We start from the raw sequence: 18,726 nt of genomic DNA on the forward strand, positions 1-18,726 counted from the left end.
CACCACGGCGCCTGGAAAATCGCTACGCTAGTACCCACAACATCATCTAGCGGGAGGCGGCCGGCATCATGACCAACGCAGAAGCCACGACTTCGACAGACCGGACCGGGACGGGTAAGGCTGAAGCCGCACCCGCACACAACTTCGAGGCCGAGCGGCTGCACGCCCTCCTCGAGCCCGAAGTGCTGGCGAACCGGCTGTATCTGGAGGACGTCTCCATTCACGTCGCCGGCGCCAACCGGGTGGTCCACGTGGTGGTGGACCTGCCGCAGGAGGAAACCGGTGGAGTTGGCCTCGACGTTATCGCCGAGATCTCCAAGACCCTCTCCGACACCCTGGACAACGATCCCAGCACGGACTCGCGCCCCTACGAGCTTGAGGTTTCCTCGCCCGGCGTCGGGCGTCCCCTCACCGAAGAGCGGCACTGGCACCGGGCCCGCGGCAGGATGGTCAAGGTCAATGTCCTGCAGGGCGAGAATGTCACCGGCCGGGTCCAGTCCGTCGACGATCACGGCGTGACGCTGGTCCCCGAGATCGCCGTTAAGAAGGGCATGAAAGCCAAGCAGGGCGAGCCCGTCAAACTTCCTTTCGACAGGATCCGTAGCGGAAAAGTCGAAGTAGAGTTCAGCCACCTCGATGAGGCTGGTCTGGAGAACGCACACAATGGACCTTCTGAGGAGGCCTAATGGATATTGACATGAGCGCGCTGAGACTTCTGGAGCGTGAGCGTGAAATCCCTCTGGATCTCCTGATTCCGACGATCGAGCAGGCGCTGCTGGTTGCTTACCACAAGACGCCGGGTGCTTTCGAGACCGCCCGCGCCGAGCTGGACCGCAAGAGCGGCCATGTGACCATCTGGGCCACCGAGATCGACGACGACGGCGCCCCTATCGGCGAATTCGAGGACACCCCCGCTGGCTTCGGCCGCATCGCGGCCAGCACCGCACGTCAGATCATCCTGCAGCGTCTGCGCGATGTCGAGGACGACAATGTGCTCGGCGAGTTCAAGGGCCGGGAAGGCGAACTGGTTTCCGGAACCATCCAGCAGGGCAACAACCCGCACATGATCCAGGTCAACCTGGGCACCGTGGAGGCACTGCTGCCGCCGCCCGAGCAGGTCCCGGGGGAGAAGTACACCCACGGCAACCGGCTCCGCGCCTTTGTGATCGACGTTCACCGCGGCACCAAGGGTCCCTCCATCACGCTGTCCCGCTCGCACCCGGGCCTCGTCCGCAAGCTCTTCGAACTGGAAGTCCCGGAGATCGCCGACCGTTCCGTGGAAATTGTGGCACTGGCACGCGAAGCCGGGCACCGCACCAAAATGGCGGTCAAGGCCAACACCTCCGGCGTCAATGCCAAGGGTGCCTGTATCGGTGAGATGGGGTCGCGTGTCCGCGCCGTCATGACCGAATTGAACGACGAGAAGATCGACATCGTCGACTACAGCGACGATCCGGCGACCTTTATCGCCAGTGCCCTCTCGCCGTCGCGCGTGAATTCGGTCACCATCACGGACGAGGCAACCCGCTCCGCCCGCGTGGTGGTTCCGGACTATCAGCTCTCCCTCGCGATCGGCAAGGAAGGCCAGAACGCTCGCCTGGCCGCCAAGCTCACCGGCTGGCGGATCGACATCGTCTCGGACGCCGCGGTGAACCGCGACAAATAGGCCGCAGTCCGGGTCCGCCCTCCGGCGTCCGCGTCCCCGCGGGTTCGGGGCACAGACGCTTCTGGGGCTAGACTAGACATGACCGCGCCTAACGGCCGGTATCCGTGTGCCCTCAGCACAACCGGGTTTTCATCCGGACGCCAGGGGCCGGCAGATATGTACTGGCAGGAAGATACTCGGAAGTGGCACAAGTGCAACACCTCGAGAATCAGCCCCAGCGCACCTGTATCGGATGCCGGAAAAAGGGCCCGCGGTCTGAGTTACTCCGGCTCGTCGCCGACGGCAGCGGTTCATCCGCCGTCGTACTGGATGAACGACGCCGGATGGCTGGCCGGGGTGCATGGCTGCACCCCAGCGAGAAGTGCCTGGCACTGGCGGTCAAACGTCGAGCGTTCGGTCGCGCCCTCAACGGCGCAACCGGAACAACCGACGTCGAACGCCGGATCACCGCAGTCACGAAAGCCGTGGACACTCCGGTGGCCGCAGCAACAACCGTCCAACCTGAAAGCGGGTCAGAAAACTGATGGAAACCCGATGAGTTCCCAGCGATGAGTGCGCAACGATGACAACTTTGTTGCGCTCAGCAATGGACCTTTCAGCCGCACTCGCGGCGGAGGTCCGCATTAAGAAGTAGACGGTTCGTGCCTGGCTCGGTGCGGACCGAGACAGGAGAAATGTGGCCAAGGTCCGCGTGCATGAGCTTGCTAAAGAGCTCGGTATTACTTCCAAAGATGCAGTCACCAAACTGCAGGAACTGGGCGAATTCGTTCGCTCCGCCTCTTCCACCATTGAGGCTCCCGTTGTGAGGAAACTCCGCAACGCATTCCCCGACGCAGCAGCAGCTCCGAAGTCTGAAGCGCCTGCGTCCGCCCCCAAGGCACCCGCCAGCCCCTCGGCAACCCGTCCGGCGCCGGCTCCGGCAGCGCCCGGTGCCCCGGCACCGGCAGCAGCAACCAGGACTGAGGCTCCGGCAACGGCTGCTCCGGCACCGTTCGCCGCGCCGTCGTCCACCGCTGGCCAGGCTCCGGCTGCACCGTCGGCTGCTGCGCCGTCGGCCGCTGCACCGACGGCGGCACCGCCCGCTGCACCGTCGACGGGCATCAAGCCCGGCGCACGGCCTGCTCCGAAGGCTGAAGCTCCGGCTGCTCCGGCACGCCAGGGCGGTTCGGCACCCCGTCCGGGCGGTCCTCGTCCCGGCAACAACCCGTTCGCTACGTCCCAGGGCATGCCCCGGGGCCGCGGCGGCGACAACGAACGTCCTTCGCGTCCGGGCAACAACCCCTTTGCTCCTTCCCAGGGCATGCCGCGTCCGGGCGGCAACCGCACCGAGGGCGAACGCCCCGGCGGCCCGCGTCCCGCAGCAGGCGCAGGGGGTCCCCGTCCGGGAGCTCCCCGCACCGGTGGCGCTCCGGGTGCCCGTCCGGGTGCTCCGCGTCCGGCCGGCGCTGCCGGCGCCGGCCGTCCGGCAGGAGCCGGCGGAAACCGTCCGACTCCCGGCATGATGCCTAACCGCACCGAACGTCCCGCACCGGCCGGTGCAGGCCGTCCCGGTGGCGGCGCCCGTGGTCCGGGCCGTCCGGGTGGCGCCCCGGGTACCGGTGCTCCCGGTGCCGGCGGCGGCGCCCCGGCCGGCGGTGGCTTCGGCAAGGGTGGCCGCGGTCGCGGCGGAACCCAGGGTGCTTTCGGTAAGGGCGGCGCAGGCCGTGGCAAGCAGCGCAAGTCGAAGCGTGCCAAGCGCCAGGAACTCGAGCAGATGAGTGCTCCGTCGCTGGGTGGCGTCAGTGTGCCCCGCGGCGACGGCAACACCATCGTCCGGCTCCGCCGTGGCTCGTCCATCACGGACTTTGCCGACAAGATCGAGGCGAACCCCGCCGCACTGGTGACCGTCCTCTTCCACCTCGGCGAAATGGCTACGGCCACGCAGTCGCTGGATGAAGAGACCTTCGCACTGCTCGGCGAGGAGCTTGGCTACAAACTCCAGGTCGTCTCACCGGAGGACGAGGAGCGCGAGCTGCTCTCCGGCTTCGACATCGACTTCGAAGCCGAACTGGAAGCCGAAGGCGATGAGGACCTCGAGGCACGTCCTCCGGTGGTCACCGTCATGGGTCACGTTGACCACGGTAAGACCCGCCTGCTCGACGCCATCCGCAAGTCCGACGTTATGGCGGGCGAGCACGGCGGCATCACGCAGCACATCGGTGCCTACCAGGTCACCCACCCGCACGAAGGCATCGATCGCAAGATCACCTTCATCGATACTCCGGGCCACGAGGCGTTCACCGCCATGCGTGCCCGTGGTGCGAAGGTCACCGACATCGCCATCCTGGTGGTCGCAGCGGACGACGGCGTGATGCCTCAGACCGTTGAGGCCCTCAACCACGCACAGGCGGCCAACGTGCCGATCGTGGTGGCTGTCAACAAGATTGACAAGGAAGGCGCCAACCCGGAGAAGGTCCGCGGCCAGCTGACCGAATACGGACTGGTTCCGGAAGAGTACGGTGGCGACACCATGTTCGTGGAGGTCTCTGCCCGCCAGAACCTCAACATCGACGAGCTGCTCGAGGCCGTTCTGCTGACCGCAGACGCTGCCCTGGACATGCGCGCCAACCCGAACAAGGATGCCCGCGGTATCGCGATTGAAGCCAACCTGGACAAGGGCCGCGGTTCCGTTGCCACCGTCCTGGTTCAGTCCGGCACCCTGCACGTCGGCGACACCATCGTGGCTGGCACGGCGCACGGCCGTGTCCGAGCGATGTTCGACGACGACGGCAGCGTCCTGACCGAAGCCGGCCCGTCCCGCCCCGTGCAGGTCCTGGGTCTGTCCAACGTCCCGCGCGCCGGTGACACATTCTTCGTGACCGCTGACGAGCGCACCGCCCGTCAGATCGCCGAGAAGCGTGAAACCGCCGACCGCAACGCCGCGCTGGCCAAGCGCCGCAAGCGCATCAGCCTGGAAGACTTCGACCAGGCCGTCGCCGAAGGCAAGATCGACACCCTCAACCTCATCCTCAAGGGTGACGTGTCCGGTGCCGTGGAAGCCCTCGAGGACGCGCTGCTCAAGATCGACGTCGGCGAAGGCGTCCAGCTGCGCATCATCCACCGCGGTGTCGGTGCGATCACGCAGAACGACGTCAACCTGGCAACGGTCGACAGCGCCGTCATCATCGGCTTCAACGTCAAGCCCGCCGAGCGTGTTGCCGAACTGGCAGACCGCGAAGGCGTGGACATGCGCTTCTACTCCGTCATCTACGCAGCAATTGATGACATCGAGTTGGCCCTCAAGGGCATGCTCAAGCCGGAGTTCGAAGAAGTCCAGCTTGGCACCGCCGAGGTCCGCGAAGTGTTCCGTTCCTCCAAGTTCGGCAACATTGCAGGCTCGATCGTCCGCTCGGGTGTTATCCGACGCAACGCGAAGGCCCGCATCAGCCGCGACGGCAAGATCATCGGGGACAATCTCGCAGTTGAGACGCTCAAGCGCTTCAAGGACGACGCCACCGAGGTCCGCACGGACTTCGAGTGTGGTATCGGTCTTGGCTCGTTCAACGACATCAACGAGGGTGACACCATCGAGACCTTTGAGATGCGCGAAAAGCCGCGCGTCTAGGTTGGTTTAGCGTTTGGGGCCGTCGGAATTTTTCCGGCGGCCCCGCCCCTACGCTGGGCGGCAATGGATCTGCGATCCATTGCCGCCCAGCGTAGGGGCGTCAGCCTTCCCAATGCTCGCAAGCTCGCATTGGGGCCCTCGGCTGCCGCCTTCGATGCCACTCCCAGGCCGCCGGAAAAGTTCCAACGGGAGTCCGTCGTTGACTCGCCGTGGTGCGTGGCAGAAAACTGAAACGAGCGACCCCGCCTAGCAGGCGCCGTCGTACATCCAAATTTTAGGAGTGGAAATGGCTGATCCCGCACGGGCTGCCAAGTTGGCGCAGCGGATTAAGGTTGTTGTTGCTGAGGCTTTGGGCCGGAGGGTCAAGGATCCGCGGCTTGAGGGTATTACTGTCACTGATGCCCGCGTGACCAATGATCTGCAGCATGCCACGATCTACTACACGGTGTTCGGCGGCGAACTGGTCCAGGCTGAGGCGGCGAAGGGGCTGGAGAAGGCCAAGGGCGTGCTTCGGCAAGAGGTGGGCCGGAACATCACTGTCCGGCTGACCCCGACCCTGGAGTTTGTTGCCGACCAGATCCCGGTCAACGCTTCCAACCTTGAGGAACTGCTCCGGGCCGCTAAGAAGCGCGACGCCGAAGTGGCCGCACTCGCGGCAAGTGCGCAGCACGCCGGCGACCCCGACCCGTACAAGAGTGACACGTCCGAGGACGTGGACCTCGACGAAGACGACTTCGACGAAGAGGACCTCGACCTAGTCGACGAGGACGACGTCGACGAGGACAGCAACAAGTAGGCTCCAGCACTGCAGGATTTCTGCAGCGAGCCGGCCGGCCCCGATTTCGGGGTCGGCCAGTGCTGTCTGAGGCGGCTCTTGCCAGGCGGCTCATGCGAGGCGGCCCGTGCGAGGCGGCCCGTGCGAGGCGGCCCATGCCAGCTGGCCCGCTCAGGGGCCGCTGTCGCGATCGTTCGAGCCATGGTCCAGCTCCAGATAAACCACCTGGCCGTTCGGCCCGAGGGCATTGGCCGTCGCGTACAGCGTGTGTCCGCGGAGGGCGAGGTCGGCCGTCCCATCATGTATTTCCCGGCATCAGTGCGTCGTGTACAAACCGGGTAGCGCGTGCAAGCATGGAGCTATTGCGCACCGAGCTGTCAGTTACTTCTTTGCAGAACACGACACAGACAGATCAGTACAACCACCTCCTATGAGGCATCTCCGTATTGACCGCCTCGCTCGAGGACGTGCTCATGTTTGATCTGTTCAAAGACCTTGATACTTACACAGGGATCCCTCCGTACGCCAGTGAACACTACGGTGTCTATCAGCCTCTGCTGGGGTGGGAATCCCGTTTGACCAAGAAATGGATCCAGCGCGGAGGGATCGTTGTCGATCCGCACATCAAGAAAGTCCTGGACGGCCGGTTCAAGCCCGGTCCGGAGCTCGTGCAAAACGATCATCCGCTCGAATTCCTGGCATTTCCCCTGCAACCAGGCTCCGGGATATCGCCCTATTCCGTCGTGTTGACAAAAACGCTCAACAGCGAATTGCTGGTTGTACTGCGCGATGCCATACAGGGATTTGTCGTACAAAATGACGGCCGTCTGCCGCAGGGCGCAGAATGGAATGCCCTGATAGAAATCAACAATCTGATGGACCCCGAGGAGGGGCCGCTCCGAAAGGTCAACGATATACACCGGGCTCGCCTTAACCAGCAGATGATGGCCCAAGCCCAAGGAGGCCAGATCACCGCCGAGATGCTGGCGACAACAAAGCAAGCTCACCTGTCCCTCATGCAGTACGAATCTCAGATCGCCGTCTTCCTGCTTGCCCACGCCGAGGGGCAGGGCGGGGCCGATCCCAACGAGCTGTCCAAGCTGTTTTCTGTCGTTACCGCCGCGCCGGCGAATGACATCCTCAGGCCGACCGACCCTTTGGCGAGCATCGACCCCCGCGCCTCCGGTGGAGCGCTGTCCCCTGTGGGCTTCGTGCACTTGTTCCGCCAGTACTTCTTCGATCTGGGAACGTTCCTGGGCGAAAGCGTCGAACACATTTGGCTCGCACCCGGAACAACAATCGAGCTCATCGAAGTGAGTACCCGAAAGTCCATCGTGGAGCACCAGGAGGAAAGCGCGACCGAGACCACTACCGCTTCCGAAGACAGCAGCGCGGTGAAGGATGAACTCAGTGATGCGGTGAAGGCGGAGAACAGCAGCAGCACCAAACTTGGAGTCTCGACCACCAACACCGTGAATTTCGGTGTCTACCAGGGCACTGCTTCCGCAAACTACGGGGTCGAGAGCAGCCGGAAAGAGGCACGCGAGGCCACGCACAAGCAAAACCGGGAGCAAGCGGAAAAGCTTTCTTCGCAGATCAAGCGGAGCTACAAGTCCATCTTCAAGACCGTGACAGAGACGACAGATGTGCGCAGCCGGCGATACTTGCTGCAAAATACCTCGAACAAACTCATCAACTACGAGCTGCGGCGCAAAATGCGCCGCGTCGGAGTGCAGCTTCAGGACATGGGAAACCAACTCTGCTGGCAGGTATTCATCGACGATGCAGGAGTGTCCTTAGGACTTTCCGAACTGGTGCATTTTGCTGAATCACCGGACCTGGCCAACCTCAAGGATCCCGATATCGGCCCGCCTCCAGCCAACATCGCCAAGAAAGTTACCGTACCGATTCCTTTCACCCCCATCCTCAACTACAGCAACTGGCATGCCAACTACGAGTTCGCGTATCTGGAAACAGGTAACACTGCGTACAAAGACAAGTTCCTCGGCACAGTCAAGGGCGACGACGATGACGACGACAGCCAGATCATCATGGGCCCCTTCACCTTCAAAATTGACCCCCCGCAGAGCAACTATGTCCTCACCGACGACATCCGGATTATCGGGCCGCAGGGCAATAAGCAGGCTGTGGTGAGGACGAAAACCAAGAACGCGGACGGCTCGTTCACCTTGGTACTTCAGTTCATCAACTTCGGCAAAGAAAATGTCCTCAACCTCGACGTCGAGCTGGTCTTCGCCCCTCAGACCGGCGCCCTCACCGAATACGAGACGAACAAGAAGAAGGTACAGGAAAAATACGACGCCGAGCGGCAGCGCCTGCTGAAGAAAAGTTTCCTGGAAAGCGTCAGGAAACGCATAAAAGACGCAAGCAGTATCAGGTCCCGGCCGGCATGGGATCTGAGAGAAGAAGAACGCACGGTCATCTACCGACAGTTGCTCCAGCGGCTGATGCTCGACAGCTGGGACATCGCATCCAAGAATCAAAAAGACACCGAAAACCTCCGTCTCAGCCACGTCCGCTCGGAAATCATCCGGGCCATTTTCGACGTTGACGGCATGCTCTACTTTGTCGCACCTGAATGGTGGATGCCGCGCCGGCACCGAAGCCAGCTCGATTTGAAAGTGCAGGTGGGGGACCCCGCCATCGAATTGACGGACAACGACGTCGTCAAGTGGGATGATGTGGAAAAACGCGCCGACAATTATCGGATTACGGAAGACTCCGCTCCCGCAAGATACGGCAGTTCGCTCGGGTGGCTACTCCAGCTGGACGGTGACAACCTCCGCAACGCGTTCCTCAACGCACCCTGGGTAAAGGCCGTCATCCCGATCCGGCCCGGGAGGGAGCGGGCTGCGCTTAACTGGCTAAGGAGCATCGAAGGCCACGAGAACGACGGCTGGAACACGCCCTACATCGGCACGGCTGAAGAGGATGCCGAATTCAACGGGAAGACCATCGGCGAAGTACTGGAGATCATCGCCGAGCGGATGGAAAAGGAGAACGGCAAGATCGCCAACGTGCTCGAAGCGGACAAAGTCTTCGAAAAAGGGTTTGACCCGCTGGCATCGGGCTTCGATGCCGGACTGCCCGCCAATAAGGTCTTCAGCCAGTGGATCTCGATTCTTCCCACGGACCAAATCGTGGCCTCGGAGTACGAGCCAAAAGACCTCACCCGTTAGCCTCGGCGGCGAAACACGCGATGGAACTTAGGGATATCACCCGGGAGACATCACTGCTGAAGTCGTACAAAACAACCTACGTCGACAACCAGAATTACCAGCTGCTCAGGATGTATCGGGACAAGGGACGACAGTTCCCAATACTGACAGAGCACGTCTTCTCACTGTCAGGAAGCTCGCCGGAAGAGTTGATCGACTACAAACTGCGGCGAAACATGGACGACGCCGATGCCGGACGCTTTTTCGTCCTCGAGCGCACCGACAACTTGACCGACAAGGCGAAAACGAGGCTCTTCTTAGTTTGGGTGTCCCCAACACTGGTCGAGCAATTCAAGAGCGACCCGTCAAACGCTCCCCGCGTGAAAGCGAACGTCATCTTTCATCCGCGAGCCGGTCTGGAAAACTACCCTACGTACTGGAACGGCGGAATAGAGCCGGTCCAGGTACCCAACTTCCTCGAACTCGGGATCAGATACCTCTGCAAGGAAAAGCACGTTGTTGCCCAGCACTTCTGCGCCGTCGCCAAGCCCCGGCCCCCCGGCGCCGCCGGCGTCGACAACCCGAAGAGCTCCCTCGCCGTGATGGTCGTGGTCCCTGTTTCCAGCGCCACCGCGTTCGCCAGCCTAGGGAATCCGCTGGAGCTCGAAGATGCGCTGCGGCACATCACGAAACGATGCTACGAAGGCGTCACCGCCAAGCTGATCCCAGCGACGGCGGTCACCCTCGAAAGGGTGGCCGTCTCCGGCTACAGCCGCAGCGGGGTGGTGCTTCGCACGCTCCTGGACAACGCCAGGGCAAACGAGCCGTTCATGCGCAATGTCGTGAAAGAGTTCTACGCCTTCGACGTGATGCTGAACGAGAACGACCCGCAGGGCCTCGTAGTCAAAACGAAAAAGCAGGGCTACGACGAGTTCTGGTCGAAACTTACGGCCTGGCAGGGAGACGACTCCGACAAGAAGATCCGGCTTTACAGCGCGGAGCCGGCAACGGTCGGCTCAATCTACGGCGAGCTGCAAACCCGACTCAAGAAGTACGGAGGCGGTTATCAGAACAAGGTAGGCTTCAGTTCCTTCAACGGCAAGATGCGGCGGGACGGTTCCGGAAAGTACGCCAACCTTAGCGACGGCTATGAGATCTATTCCACCGACGGCTCACGTTCCCTCGCCGTCATGCCGTCGGGAAACGCGCTTATTTACCTGTCGAGCGACAACCTGGTCAATCCCGACGGCTTTGCCCCGGGAGGGACGTACGAGCCTGGGCTGGAGGGGCACAGTTGGTTCATTTCGAGACTCCTCTCGCATGCCGTGTTCCACAGCGGCTTCTAGGACTTGTGGTCCAAGGGAGCCGGGAGCCCTGCACGCAGGTCGCGGAAGCTGTACCGGGTCTTGCCGTTCGGCATTGGCGTCCTCTTCCAGCGCGGCGAAATCGCCCGGTGTCCGCTGGTCGCCGTCGTCATCGATGATCCGGACGTGGCCGACGAGCTCGCGTTGGTCACCCGGCCCGGACTCCCGACCAGTGAGACCGGTGAACGGCTGCCGGAAATACACGGCTGCCCCCCCAAGATCGGATTTTAATCCGCCCGGCCGCCAAAGTCGATGCTTTCCGCAATCCACTGCGGGCCGTCCGCAGCCCACGGCGGCCCGCTGGCTAAGATCGGACCATGCTCACGCCACCCCCAGCTCCCGATGTCAACGACTTTCTGGACCAGGCCATCCGGCTCGCGGTGGCAAGTGTGGCCGACGGCGGCGGTCCGTTCGGGGCGCTTGTGGTCACCGCGGACGGCCGGACCTTCGGGGGCGTCAACCGCGTAACACGGGACAACGATCCCACAGCCCACGCCGAGGTGGTCGCCATCCGCAGGGCCGCCGCAGCCACAGCCACTTTCGATCTCAGCGGTGCTGTGCTCTACGCCAGCTGCGAGCCGTGCCCGCTCTGCCTCGCGGCTGCGCTGTGGGCCCGCAAGGACCGGGTGCACTTCGCGGCGGACCGAAACGCGGCCGCTGCAGCCGGCTTCGACGACGCCGTCTTCTATGAGTATTTCGACGGGGCCCGGCCGGAACTGATGCCGGTGCGCCACACGGCATTTCCGGCGTCGGGCCTTCCCTTCCAGGCGTGGCGCGACAACCCGGACCGCACCGGGTACTGAACCCTGCCGCCGCCGACGCCGGCGGGACTTATGGCTCTTGATTCGGTCCTCCTCGTGGCGTCTGATGGAACCATGACAGCGCGGACAGGAATCATGACAATGCGGGCGGCGGACAGCTGGCGGCGGTGGGCTTGAGCCTGATTAAATGCCCCCATTGCGGGAAAACCAACCGGGTTCCGACGGTGGCCGCCGGCCACCCGCGCTGCGGCAACTGCCGCAAGGACCTGCCTTGGATCGTCGAAGCCGGCGACGCGGACTTCGGGGTGGTCGCCGAGCAGTCCTCGACGCCGGCGCTGATCGACTTCTGGGCCGCCTGGTGCGGGCCATGCCGGATGGTCAGTCCCGTGCTGGACAAGCTGGCCCGGGAGCGGGCCGGGCACGTCAAGCTCGTCAAGGTCGACGTCGACAAGTCACCCCTACTCTCGCGCCGCTTCGATGTCCAGGCAATCCCTACCTTGCTCCTGATCAGGGGCGGCCAGGTCGTGGCCCGTCAGGCGGGGGCACCGCCGGCGGCGGCCCTGCGCAGCTGGCTGGACGGGGCCCTGGCTGCGGGCGCCACCTGAGGCCGGGAGGCGGCCGCCGTGGTGCCGGTGCCGTGGTACCGGTGCCTCAGCGGCGCTTCGAGCGGCCCCGGGCCCCCAGACCGCCCAGGACGGGCGAACCCATGCCCAGCAGGAAGCCCACGTCATACCAGTTTCCGGCGCGGGCGGTGTTATAGAACGGGAATTCGCTCCACTGTCCGAAGACATGGACAATCAACACGATCCACGCCGTCAGCCCGTTCCAGATGCCCCACAACAAATCCTGCCACCACATGAGTACCTCCCCGACTGAACCGGGAACCCGGTCCGTTGACCCGGGCGGAAAACGCCCTGGGCTCAGGCTAAGGGCTAAGGCGTTCCTGCGGTAGAGGCGTTCTCAAGGGGGGGATAGACCCGTCAGGGGAGCCGGGCCGGGAGGCGGTTGAGTCCTTCCACCAGGTCTGCCTTGCTGCTGCAGAGGGCAATCCGGATCCAGCCCTCACCGATCGAGCCGAAGGCCGTTCCCGGGGCGAACGCCACTCCAGAGTCGGCCAGGAAACGCCGGACCCAGGACCGGACGTCCCCGCCGCTGACGTGGGTCACATCCGCCCACAGGTAGAAGGCCCCCTGGGCAGTGAGGAAGGGGATTCCTTTGGACGCCAGGACGGCCGAGGCGGCGTCACGGTTGGCCCGGTAGTGCGCGTGGGCGTGGCTGACGTAGTCCTGCGGGCCCGTCAGTGCGGCCAGCGCCGCGTACTGCGAGGGCGACGCGACGCAGGAGACGATTGACTCCATGACGTTGTTCATCTTCTGCTCCAGCCCCGGCGGGCAGATCAGCGCGCCGATGCGCAGCCCTGTCAGGCCGTAGGTCTTGGACAGCGTCACCGAGGTGAAAACGCGGGCCTCGCCCGGAACCTCGCTGTCGAAGCGGGCCGGGCTCACATGGGGGACGTCGTAGGTGAACGCCTCGTAGCATTCGTCCGAAATGATCCACAGGTCATGCCGGACGGCCAACGCCACGAGGCTGCGGGTGAGCTCCCCGCCCAGCACCGCGCCCAGCGGATTGGACGGCGAATTCAGGATCAGCACTTTGGTCCGCTGCGTGATGAGCTCCTCGATGTCCGCGATCCGCGGCTGGAAGTCATGGTCCGGATACAGCGGATACTGCACCGGAACGGCGTGCAGCAGGCGGCTCGTCATCGCGAACGTGGGGTAGCCCGGGTTGGGGATGAGGATCTCGTCACCCGGGGAGAGCAGCAGGCTCATCGCGAAGTGCAGGCCCTGCTGGGCGCCGTCGACGACGTACACCCGGTCCGCCCCGACCGGCGTCCCATTGTGTTCGCGGAACCTCGCCGCAAAGGCCTCGCGCAGCGCCGGGATGCCGGCATTGGGGGTGTAGTTGGTTTCGTCCCGGTCCAGGCACGCCATCCCGGCTTCGAGGATGTGGCGGGGGACGGCGAAGCCGGGTTCCCCGATGCTCAGGACGATCGCGCCGGGGGTGGCCCAGGCGGCTTCGGTGATCTCGCGGATCTGGTTGCTGGGGACGTCGCGGACATGGGCGGCTAGCTCGGGCATGTCTGCCATCCTAACCGCCGGGCAGGAGCCGGACGGGGCGGGCAGGAGCCGGACGGGGCGGGTCCGGTCGGGAACGGGGCCGGGCGGGGGGAGCGTCCCGCGCAGATATACTGGGAAGCGTGCTTTCAGGACTGGTGATAGTGGACAAGCCGCAGGGCTGGACCAGCCACGATGTGGTTGGACGGATGCGGCGGCTCGCCGGTACCCGAAAAGTGGGGCATGCCGGGACCCTGGACCCGATGGCCACGGGAGTGCTGGTGCTCGGCATCAACAAGGCCACGCGCCTGCTGACCTACATCGTGGGCACCTCCAAGACCTATACCGCCACCATCCGGCTCGGCGAATCGACGGTCACCGACGACGCCGAAGGGGACGTCACCGCCGTCCACAGCGCCGCCGCGGTCACCGCGGAGGCCGTCCGGGCCGGCGTCGCCGACCTTACCGGCGAAATAGCCCAGGTTCCCAGCAGCGTCAGTGCCATAAAAGTCAACGGCGAACGCGCCTACGCGCGCGTCCGGTCCGGCGAAGAGGTCACGCTCGCCGCACGTCCGGTCACCATCCACCGTTTCGAAGTCCACGGGCTGCGCCCGGTACGCGACGGCGAGGCGCTCGACGTCGACGTCACGGTTGAATGCTCCTCCGGCACCTACATCCGTGCCCTCGCCCGCGACCTGGGCAACACGCTCGGCGTCGGCGGCCATCTGACGGCGCTTCGCCGGACCCGGGTGGGGCCGTACACCCTGGACCAGGCCCGTACCCTCGAAGAGCTCGCCGAGGAATTGGACGTACTGGAAATGTCCACGGCTGCCCGGGCCCTGATGCCGAACCGGGAACTCAGCGACGAGGAAACCACCGAGATTTCCTTCGGCCGCAGGATCGCCCCCGGACCGTCGGCCGGCACCCCGGACGCCCCGACGGCGGAAATGCCCGCCGCCGCTTTCGCGCCTGACGGTACCCTCGTGGCGCTGCTGGCTGACTCGGGAAGCTACGCCAAGCCCGTGCTGGTCTTCGCGCCGGACAATGAGAAGCGCGCCGCGAAGCAGTCCACGGCGGAACAGCAGGCAGACCAGTAGTGGACGCGTATTTCTACATCATCCTGGTGGCCGGGCTGGTCTCGACAATTATCTGCCTCACCGCGGGCCTGCTGAAGAAAGCCCCGAACGACACGACGATCCTGTCGGTGGCCGCCGTCGAACTGTCTCTGCTGGTCTACCTCGTCGGCTCGATCGTCCGGGTCATTGCCGGGGAGTCGATGGCGGGGGAGCCGTGGGAGTTTTGGGGATATCTGCTGACAGCGCTGATGCTGCCGGTCGGCGCGGTGTACTGGTCCGTTCTGGAACGCACGCGCTGGAGCAACTTCGTCCTGGCCGCCGTCGGCGTCACCGCCGTGGTGATGGCGGCCCGAATGAATCAGATTTGGTACTGACGTGGAAGAGGCAACGAACATGACGGCAGGATCTTCACACGAGGACGCCGGTTCGACGGCGGGCCTTGCAACGCCCGGCGCCGGTTCGACGGCCGCCCCGACGGCTGCTACCAGGGACACCCGCAATACCGGCCCCGGCCGGCTGCTGATCGCCGTCTACGCCGTGTTTGCCATCTCGGCGACCGCCCGGGCGGGATACCAGATCCTGACCAAATTCTCCGAAGCGCCGCTGGCCTACCTGCTGTCCGCTTTCGCCGCCGTCGTCTATCTCGTGGCTACGGTGTCCCTCGCCAAAGCCGGCCGCACCTGGTTCAAGGTGTCCGTTGCGGCGGTGCTCGTGGAGTTGATCGGCGTGCTCGTGGTCGGGGCGTTGAGCGTGTTCGACTCCGTCAACTTCCCGCACGAGACGGTCTGGTCGCTGTTTGGCCGCGGCTACGCGTTTATCCCGCTGCTGCTGCCCATCCTGGGACTGATCTGGCTGTACCGCCGACGTCCGGCGCCGAAGCAGGCCTGAGCCGTACGGGGCCGTAATGAGCCTTACTGAGCCGTCCTAGGCGGGAGCGTCGGGGATACCGGAGCCCAGGAGCCTGAGGCGCAGGCCCCGCCAGGCCGCCCCGAAGCCGGGATGCAAGTCCTTTTCGCCCACCCGCTCCACCGGCACCCACTGCAACTCCAGGCTTTCCGGGTCGCTGATCTCCGGTTCAAACGCTTCCACAACCACGACGGCGACCGTGGTGTAGCGCCAGTAGCCGACGTCGAACACCGAGGTGAACAGCACACGGACCTTCTCCGGCGGCACGGCAGCTTCTTCCCTGGCCTCCCGCAAGGCGCCATGGACTGCTTCTTCGCCCTGATGGAGGGCTCCGCCCGGGAGCCCCCAGGTGCCGCCCTGATCGCTCCACAATGCGCGGTGCTGGAGCAGGATGCCCTTGGCGGGGTCGTGGACCAGGAGTCCGGCCGAGCCAAAGCGCCCCCAGAATCTCCCACGGTCGCCGTCGACCCACGCGTCACCTGGATCACGGCGCCCGAGCGGGCGGCGCAGTTCGAAGGGGTGCTCGGTGGAGTGTGCCTCGCCGGGCGGCACGGTTTGGGGGCTATCCGGGCTGGCTGTCGGGGCAACAGTGCTGTCCATGCCCTCAGTTTCCCACGGACCGTGCCCGTTCCTGCCGAAGTGTGACCCCGCGGGAAGACACATCAAACGGGCCGCGCGCCGGAGGCACGGCGGGATCCGTCGGTCAGGACGTGACAGCGGCTGTTCCAACAGAAACTGCCGGCCAAACACTTTAGTTATCCACATAGGGGAGCCCGCTAGGGCTACCAGAGCTGGAATCGGGAATCATTGGAGGTAGCCCCCGGGCAGCCGGAGCAGCGGATCACTCACTCGGGCCTAGTGATTACAGCTGTCTCTACACTCGTATGTTCTTCAGGAGATTTCACGCAGTCACGGCCCCCAGAATGTCACAGCCTCGAGGAAGAATTTGGCTATGCAAGCCAGCGAAGATTTCGTACCGTTACAAGCCACATGGCCTGGCGCCGGGGTCCTCCCTGAAATTCCCCGGCTTACGCCCGTTCCACACGGGGCGGATGACATGGGCTGTGCCCTTGATGGGGCGCTGGTACTGCTGCGCTCTGCAAATGTGACGGCAGTTCCTGATGCAGCGCTGTTCGGAGTGACCGAAGCCTCGGACTTTGCCGGCCACGTCGAGGAGTTGTCCCGCATGGTTGACTACCTGCAACTTGTGGCTGCGGCGGCGGTCGACCGGACCCGAAGCCGGGCAGCGGCCGGGGCCAGGACTGCCGCTGCGACGTTTGGTTCTGACGCACCCGCGGGCTGGCTTACCGGCTGGAACCCTGAATCGAGTGCCCTGGCGGTTGACCAGTCGGGCCCCACCTGGAAAGAGCCGGACGGTGCTGATCTTTCCGAGGGCTGGGTGGACGACGGGTACCGGAACACCGCGGAATTCCTGCGGGCCAGGCTGCGGATCAGTGCCGCCGAAGCGCGACGCCGGCTGGCCCTCGTCGGGGATGTCCTGCCGCGCACGGGCCTGACGGAACAGCCGCTGCCGGCCGCGAAGGAAGAGCTGGCGGCTGCGGTCGCCGCCGGGGACGTCGCCTCACAGGCGGCGACCATCATCAGCCTTTCCCTGGACCGGGTCCGGCGCGTGTCCTCGCCCGAGGATGCCGTCCGGATGGAGCATGCCCTCATCCGGACAGCGGTCGAGAACGACCAGGATTTCCTGACCAGGATCGCCAAACGCTGGACGGACGCCTTGGACCAGGACGGCGAGGAACCCAGCGAGCAGGAATTGCGCCAGCGGCAGGGTGCCTTCATCCGCCGGGCACACCGCGGACTGCAGCATCTGGAAATCTTCGCCACAACCGACCAGTTCGAACACTTGCTCACGGTCATGAACGTCGCCACCAACCCGCGGACCGGCGTCGCATCCTGTCGCGAGGGCGGCACGGATGCTGCCGGCCATGGCGGGCCTGCTGCTGAATCCCGGTCTGAAGCCGGCACTGAAGCCACCGGCGTCGGCGATGCTGACGACGTGGCTGCCCTCGAACGGCTGGATCAGCGCACCCGGCCGCAGCGGCTTCTCGATGGCCTCGTCGGCGCCTGCAAAGCCGCTCTCGCCGCAGGAGTCCTGCCCTCTGCGGGAGGGCTGCGCCCGCAGGTGATGGTCACCGTTGACTACCGGGACCTGCTGGAGCGGCTCGGAGGCGCCGATCTGGAGACCCGTGCCCCTGGGTCCAACGCCGGGACACTGATGTTCACCGGTCCAATCACGGCCTCGACAGTGCGCCGGATCGCCTGCGACGCCGACATCATCCCGGTTGTGCTGGGCGGCCAGGGCCGGATCCTCGACATTGGACGCTCATCGCGGGTTTTCCCGCCGCACATCCGCAAGGCCATCACAGCGCGAGATGGGGGCTGTGCCTTTCCCCAGTGCACTATCCCGGCGCCCTGGTGCGAAGCCCACCACATCGATTACTGGTCCCGCGGCGGGAGCACGGGGGCCGGCAACGGAGCCCTGCTCTGCTCTCATCACCATCACCTGATCCACAAAGAACAGTGGTCCATCCAGCTGAGAAGCGGTGTTCCATGGTTCATACCGCCTCCGCACCTTGATCCTCGCCGGGTGCCACGGCGGAACCGCTACTTCCGGCTTGAGTAGGGCTTGAGCTTCCGCCCCGGAAGAGGACGGGGCGTCTGAGCTGTGCGGCTACCGGAACTGAGCAAAGATGCGCACCGGATCAGGACGGAAATCCGAGCCCTCGGTGAATCCGAGGGCCTCGTAAAAGGCACGCTGCCCGGGTTCGTCGTCGGTGATCAACACCAACTGCCGGACATGCTGGTAGCGCGTCCGCACAGCTTCCAGCAGCCCGCGCCCGGCACCTGATTTCTGGAACGCCGGGTCCACGAGAATGTCCTGCAGGTAACAGATAGTCGCGTCATCGGAGATCGCCCGGGCCAGCCCAACCAGCCCACCGCCGGCATTCCGGGCCGTGGCAACGAGGGACGAACCGCGGATGGCGGCGGTCGTGACCTTGGGATCCCGGGTATAGGCGCTCCATCCCACGGATTCGTAGAGAGCCAGCACCTCGGAATCGGAAACGGGGCCGCCGGCTAAGCCTGAATCCACCGGTCGGCTGTCGCTGATGGCCGGATTCTGATTCAGTCTTGTTTTCGGGCCGAGGGCAGGGTGGATGGCAGGACCTCGCTGTCCGGTGGTGTTCCACTGTTTCTTTCGGTTGCGCCGTATCGGCTGGATTGACAGTAGGGGGTCAGGCCGGTTTGGGCGGCGGGAAGAT

18 protein-coding genes are annotated in these 18,726 nt (G+C 64.6%); 14 read left to right on the plus strand and 4 right to left on the minus strand.

Features of this window, described 5'->3' with window-relative positions:
* Positions 1-68: 68 nt before the first annotated feature.
* From rimP to trxA, 10 genes are all read left to right on the plus strand, one after another.
* Positions 69-686: a ribosome maturation factor RimP gene (gene rimP, locus RCH07_RS12180; protein WP_326967736.1), complete on the plus strand. Its 618-nt coding sequence runs from the start codon at positions 69-71 to the stop codon at positions 684-686.
* Positions 686-1,666, plus strand: a complete 981-nt coding sequence (nusA, locus tag RCH07_RS12185) for a transcription termination factor NusA (RefSeq protein ID WP_326967737.1) — start codon at positions 686-688, stop codon at positions 1,664-1,666. Before rimP ends, nusA begins: the two co-directional genes overlap by 1 nt.
* Before the next feature lie 182 nt (positions 1,667-1,848).
* The gene (locus RCH07_RS12190; RefSeq protein ID WP_326967738.1) at positions 1,849-2,190 is read left to right on the plus strand and encodes a YlxR family protein; all 342 of its coding nucleotides are present in this window, start codon (positions 1,849-1,851) and stop codon (positions 2,188-2,190) included.
* 152 nt (positions 2,191-2,342) lie between these two features.
* Positions 2,343-5,270 (plus strand): translation initiation factor IF-2, encoded by a 2,928-nt coding sequence (gene infB, locus RCH07_RS12195; protein WP_326967739.1) that lies wholly within the window; start codon positions 2,343-2,345, stop codon positions 5,268-5,270.
* A 286-nt stretch (positions 5,271-5,556) separates the two neighbouring features.
* Entirely contained in the window at positions 5,557-6,066 is a 510-nt protein-coding gene (gene rbfA / locus RCH07_RS12200; protein WP_326967740.1) for a 30S ribosome-binding factor RbfA, read from the plus strand.
* Between the two features lie 452 nt (positions 6,067-6,518).
* A complete protein-coding gene (locus RCH07_RS12205; RefSeq protein ID WP_326967741.1) occupies positions 6,519-9,245 on the plus strand; it encodes a hypothetical protein in 2,727 nt (908 codons plus the stop codon).
* 20 nt (positions 9,246-9,265) lie between these two features.
* Entirely contained in the window at positions 9,266-10,570 is a 1,305-nt protein-coding gene (locus tag RCH07_RS12210; RefSeq protein ID WP_326967742.1) for a hypothetical protein, read from the plus strand.
* 60 nt (positions 10,571-10,630) lie between these two features.
* Positions 10,631-10,819 (plus strand): hypothetical protein, encoded by a 189-nt coding sequence (locus tag RCH07_RS12215; RefSeq protein ID WP_326967743.1) that lies wholly within the window; start codon positions 10,631-10,633, stop codon positions 10,817-10,819.
* A gap of 86 nt (positions 10,820-10,905) precedes the next feature.
* Positions 10,906-11,391: a nucleoside deaminase gene (locus tag RCH07_RS12220; RefSeq protein ID WP_326967744.1), complete on the plus strand. Its 486-nt coding sequence runs from the start codon at positions 10,906-10,908 to the stop codon at positions 11,389-11,391.
* 131 nt (positions 11,392-11,522) lie between these two features.
* Entirely contained in the window at positions 11,523-11,954 is a 432-nt protein-coding gene (trxA, locus tag RCH07_RS12225; RefSeq protein WP_442784825.1) for a thioredoxin, read from the plus strand.
* Between the two features lie 46 nt (positions 11,955-12,000).
* Here the strand turns inward: trxA and RCH07_RS12230 are convergent, their stop codons facing one another.
* Together RCH07_RS12230 and RCH07_RS12235 are read right to left on the minus strand one after the other, a co-directional pair.
* Positions 12,001-12,207, minus strand: a complete 207-nt coding sequence (locus tag RCH07_RS12230) for a hypothetical protein (protein ID WP_326967746.1) — start codon at positions 12,205-12,207, stop codon at positions 12,001-12,003.
* A 122-nt stretch (positions 12,208-12,329) separates the two neighbouring features.
* Positions 12,330-13,487 (minus strand): pyridoxal phosphate-dependent aminotransferase, encoded by a 1,158-nt coding sequence (locus tag RCH07_RS12235; protein ID WP_326967747.1) that lies wholly within the window; start codon positions 13,485-13,487, stop codon positions 12,330-12,332.
* A 119-nt stretch (positions 13,488-13,606) separates the two neighbouring features.
* On the opposite strand from RCH07_RS12235, the gene truB reads away from it, so the two are divergent.
* The 3 genes from truB to RCH07_RS12250 are packed head-to-tail and all read left to right on the plus strand — an operon-like array spanning position 13,607 to position 15,427.
* Complete coding sequence (gene truB / locus RCH07_RS12240; protein WP_326967748.1) at positions 13,607-14,560, plus strand: tRNA pseudouridine(55) synthase TruB; 954 nt, start codon at positions 13,607-13,609, stop codon at positions 14,558-14,560.
* On the plus strand, positions 14,560-14,913 hold the full coding sequence (locus RCH07_RS12245; protein ID WP_326967749.1) for a hypothetical protein: 354 nt from the start codon (positions 14,560-14,562) through the stop codon (positions 14,911-14,913). Before truB ends, RCH07_RS12245 begins: the two co-directional genes overlap by 1 nt.
* 19 nt (positions 14,914-14,932) lie before the next feature.
* Positions 14,933-15,427, plus strand: coding sequence for a hypothetical protein (locus RCH07_RS12250; protein ID WP_326967750.1), 495 nt, complete (start codon positions 14,933-14,935; stop codon positions 15,425-15,427).
* 36 nt (positions 15,428-15,463) lie between these two features.
* On the opposite strand, the gene RCH07_RS12255 is transcribed toward RCH07_RS12250, so the two are convergent.
* Complete coding sequence (locus RCH07_RS12255) at positions 15,464-16,045, minus strand: NUDIX hydrolase (protein WP_326967751.1); 582 nt, start codon at positions 16,043-16,045, stop codon at positions 15,464-15,466.
* Positions 16,046-16,550: 505 nt separating this feature from the next.
* On the opposite strand from RCH07_RS12255, the gene RCH07_RS12260 reads away from it, so the two are divergent.
* Complete coding sequence (locus RCH07_RS12260) at positions 16,551-18,089, plus strand: HNH endonuclease signature motif containing protein (RefSeq protein WP_326967752.1); 1,539 nt, start codon at positions 16,551-16,553, stop codon at positions 18,087-18,089.
* Positions 18,090-18,137: 48 nt separating this feature from the next.
* Here the strand turns inward: RCH07_RS12260 and RCH07_RS12265 are convergent, their stop codons facing one another.
* The gene (locus tag RCH07_RS12265; RefSeq protein WP_326967753.1) at positions 18,138-18,557 is read right to left on the minus strand and encodes a GNAT family N-acetyltransferase; all 420 of its coding nucleotides are present in this window, start codon (positions 18,555-18,557) and stop codon (positions 18,138-18,140) included.
* Positions 18,558-18,726: the final 169 nt, after the last annotated feature.

It is taken from the genome of Arthrobacter sp. CG_A4 (genome assembly GCF_035985125.1).
In the GTDB taxonomy this organism is placed as follows: Bacteria; Actinomycetota; Actinomycetes; order Actinomycetales; family Micrococcaceae; genus Arthrobacter.

Excerpts from the sequence above, each read along its gene's own strand:
- rbfA (WP_326967740.1), top strand. The coding sequence starts at position 5,557 with ATGGCTGATCCCGCACGGGCTGCCAAGTTGGCGCAGCGGATTAAGGTT.
- nusA (WP_326967737.1), top strand. The coding sequence starts at position 686 with ATGGATATTGACATGAGCGCGCTGAGACTTCTGGAGCGTGAGCGTGAA.
- RCH07_RS12250 (WP_326967750.1), top strand. The coding sequence starts at position 14,933 with ATGACGGCAGGATCTTCACACGAGGACGCCGGTTCGACGGCGGGCCTT.
- RCH07_RS12255 (WP_326967751.1), bottom strand. The coding sequence starts at position 16,045 with ATGGACAGCACTGTTGCCCCGACAGCCAGCCCGGATAGCCCCCAAACC.
- RCH07_RS12230 (WP_326967746.1), bottom strand. The coding sequence starts at position 12,207 with ATGTGGTGGCAGGATTTGTTGTGGGGCATCTGGAACGGGCTGACGGCG.
- RCH07_RS12220 (WP_326967744.1), top strand. The coding sequence starts at position 10,906 with ATGCTCACGCCACCCCCAGCTCCCGATGTCAACGACTTTCTGGACCAG.
- RCH07_RS12205 (WP_326967741.1), top strand. The coding sequence starts at position 6,519 with ATGTTTGATCTGTTCAAAGACCTTGATACTTACACAGGGATCCCTCCG.
- RCH07_RS12210 (WP_326967742.1), top strand. The coding sequence starts at position 9,266 with ATGGAACTTAGGGATATCACCCGGGAGACATCACTGCTGAAGTCGTAC.
- rimP (WP_326967736.1), top strand. The coding sequence starts at position 69 with ATGACCAACGCAGAAGCCACGACTTCGACAGACCGGACCGGGACGGGT.
- RCH07_RS12235 (WP_326967747.1), bottom strand. The coding sequence starts at position 13,487 with ATGCCCGAGCTAGCCGCCCATGTCCGCGACGTCCCCAGCAACCAGATC.